At 59.5% G+C, this 3,002-nt stretch carries 2 protein-coding genes; both read left to right on the top strand.

The window, feature by feature from the left end; translation table 11 throughout:
* Positions 1-291 precede the first annotated feature (291 nt).
* Complete coding sequence (locus JUK32_RS01265) at positions 292-1,104, top strand: RNA methyltransferase (protein ID WP_204137046.1); 813 nt, start codon at positions 292-294, stop codon at positions 1,102-1,104.
* A gap of 20 nt (positions 1,105-1,124) precedes the next feature.
* Positions 1,125-2,852 carry a serine hydrolase gene (locus tag JUK32_RS01260; RefSeq protein ID WP_204137045.1) on the top strand — a complete coding sequence of 576 codons (1,728 nt, stop codon included), beginning with the start codon at positions 1,125-1,127 and terminating at the stop codon, positions 2,850-2,852.
* The last annotated feature ends 150 nt before the right edge of the window (positions 2,853-3,002 follow it).

Raw genomic sequence — 3,002 nt, 5'->3', positions numbered from 1 at the left:
TCAACTTTCGATACTGGTAGGTTGAGCGAAGTCGAAACCGGATTGAACGGGTACTTTATTTAGTTGCAGATCCCTAAACATCAGAGAAAGTCTGTGGCGTTGGCTCTGCGCCCGCCCCCACCCACTCCTGCTCCTTAAAAATGGTGGACTGGGTGATCGCACAGCTGTGTATCGATCATGAGTCACGCATCCCCCGAAAAATGGCGGCCCTCCCTACCGCTGCCTGACCTGGTGATCCGCAGGGGCAACGTCTATAATCACCTTTTGCCTTCAGACCATTGAGCAGGCGTTATGGTTCATCCCCGGTTGCAGCACATCCGCATCATTTTGCTAGAGCCAGCCGGGGCCTTGAATGTGGGAGCCGCTGCTCGGGTAATGGCAAATATGGGATTGTCACAGCTGGTGTTGGTCAAGCCGCACTGTGACCCGCTGGGGGAAGAGGCGCGGCGCATGGCGGTCCATGCCGGAGAGATCTTGACGCAAGCACGAGTGGTGCCGACCTTGGCCGTCGCTCTGACCGACTGCACTAAGGCGATCGCCACCACCGCCCGCGATCGCGCCTTAAATACAACGATGGAGTTGCCAGAAGTCGCTCTGCCCTGGCTAGTCGCCCCAGAGCCCGTGAGCGCTCCCGCCCCAGCGGCCCTGATCTTTGGCCCCGAGGACCGGGGACTGAGTAATGAAGAGTTGAACTATGCGCAGCGCTTTGTGCGCATTCCCAGTGATGCGAGTTATACCTCGCTGAACTTGGCCCAGGCGATCGCCGTATGTTGCTATGAACTGGCCCGAGCGACCACACCCCGGGGGGCGATCGCGACGCCGACCCCGCCCCCTAGCGAGGCAGCGGCAGCGGCCCTTGACCAATTAGCCGGTTTTCATCAACATTTAGAAGCCGTTTTGCTCAAGATCGGCTATCTTTATCCCCACACGGCGACAAGCCGAATGGAAAAGTTGCGGCGATTCTTTGTGCGAGCGGCACCGACTTCTCAAGAGTTGGCTATGCTTAGGGGAATTTTGCGGCAGACCGAATGGGCCTTGACCCAAGTCAACCCATCGCCCACTGATTCGTCCGACCTCCGTTCGCCAGACCCACCGCAGGGCTAGGGTAATACCAACGCAGCATCATGGCAGACAACAACTATCAGTCCAACCACGGCCAGTCACCCTTTCGACGTTATGAGCCCACTGGCAACCCCGGCGCACCCCAGGGCCAGGTGTTGCCTCTGACCCCGCCTCCGCTGACGGCACCTAGCGGTGGCACAACGCCTCCTTCACGCAGTGCCCGGCGGCGGCAGCGGCATGCTCGTAACCGTTGGCGACAGTGGATTCAGTCGAGCCGAACCGCAACAACGCCGCCCGCAGCGCGATCGCCTCGGCAGCGGTCGGGCTCAGAGGCGAGTCCCCCAAACTCACCCCAACGCATCAAAACCCCGATGCCACCTCAGTCAAGACCGGCTCCGTCTGCCCGGTCCGGCCCGGCTGAGCAGATGGCTCATGTTTATGCGCCATCGCCCGCCGACTCCCGCCCAGCTCGGTCTGCGGGCACTGCCCCGCGCCCCCAATCACGCACTGGCAACGGCTCAGAATCGCGGAACAAGGTTACCCCCATCCAGCGACCGGCCGCGCGATCTCGCCCGCAGCCACCCGCCACCAACGCCAAAACCCGCCGCCACCAACCGCGCCGTTCGGGTCGCAAGCCGCCGCCGCCTGTTTTGTATGGAATTCGCCTGTTGATTTTAGGCACTGGCATTGCCGCGATCGTGGGCACGGTCCTGTCTTCACTGAATTCGAGTGACCAGACGGCGAGCACTTCGGGCGATCGCCCCGTCGCCACAGAAACCGCCGCCCGGTCTGCCAATCGTGATGCCCTCACCCAACCGCTGCCATTGGCCGACGAACTCGTCTCTCTGGAAACCGACCTGGTGGCGCTGGAAACGATGACACCGGGACTGACCCAATCGGTCTTTTTCTATGACTTAGATAGCGGCAACTATATTGAACTGAATGGCACCGAACCCATCGCCGCCGCCAGCACCATCAAAATGCCGATTTTGGTCGCGTTCTTGCAGGCAGTTGATGCGGGAACGGTGCGATTGGATGAGGCTGTCACCCTGCGCGAAGACCTGATGGCAGGGGAATCGGGTGATTTTCAAACCCAAGAGATCGGCAGCCAGTTCACAGCGTTAGAAGCGGCCACAGCGATGATTGTCAATAGTGACAACACCGCCACCAACATGATTATTGAGCTGCTTGGCGGTACCCAGGTGCTCAATCAGCAATTTAGTGATTGGGGGCTGTCAGCCACCCTGCTCCGCAATTTATTGCCCGATTTAGACGGTACCAACACTACCAGTTCGGCTGATTTGGTGCGGGTGATGGCGCTCGTCGAACAAGGAGATTTGCTGAGTCGGCGATCGCGCGATCGTCTATTGGGCATCATGCAGCGCACGGTCAATCGCGACCTGATTCCCGATGGCTTAGCCGACGATACCGCCCTGACATTCAACAAAACTGGCGACATTGGCACCCTGCTAGGAGACGTAGCCCTGGTCGATACGGTGAACGGTCATCGTTATCTATTAAGTGTGTTGGTCGATCGCCCGTTTAACGATGGCCGCGCCAGCGAGTTAGTGCGGCGGGTCGCGGGTCGCATCCACGAAGAAATGAGTCAACCCGTGAGTCCGGTGGGGGGCGGTTTTCCTGACGAGCCCAGCCCTGCGACCCCATCCACTACGGACATCCCGGACGCGCCCTCGACTGCGCCGGCACCAGAGCCAACAACTTCCGCAGAGCCAGAGGCTTATGTGGAACCGGGCACACCGCTATCTGACCCCGAACTCCCTCCAGGTTAGCGAGCCAGAATTTTCGGTGGGCAACGTCTGAATTACCGGAATCGGGGTAGTCCCTAACGGGTCAGGATACGGAGCTGAATTTCTAACGAAGAGGCGATGCCGCGATGGCAAAACTCTGTAAACCTGGAATCAGATTGAGATTGATTCAAG

Source organism: Halomicronema sp. CCY15110 (assembly GCF_016888165.1).
Lineage (GTDB): Bacteria > Cyanobacteriota > Cyanobacteriia > Phormidesmidales > Phormidesmidaceae > Halomicronema.
The sequence above is the reverse complement of the archived record's forward strand: the minus strand, read 5'-3'. Positions and strand labels throughout refer to the sequence as shown.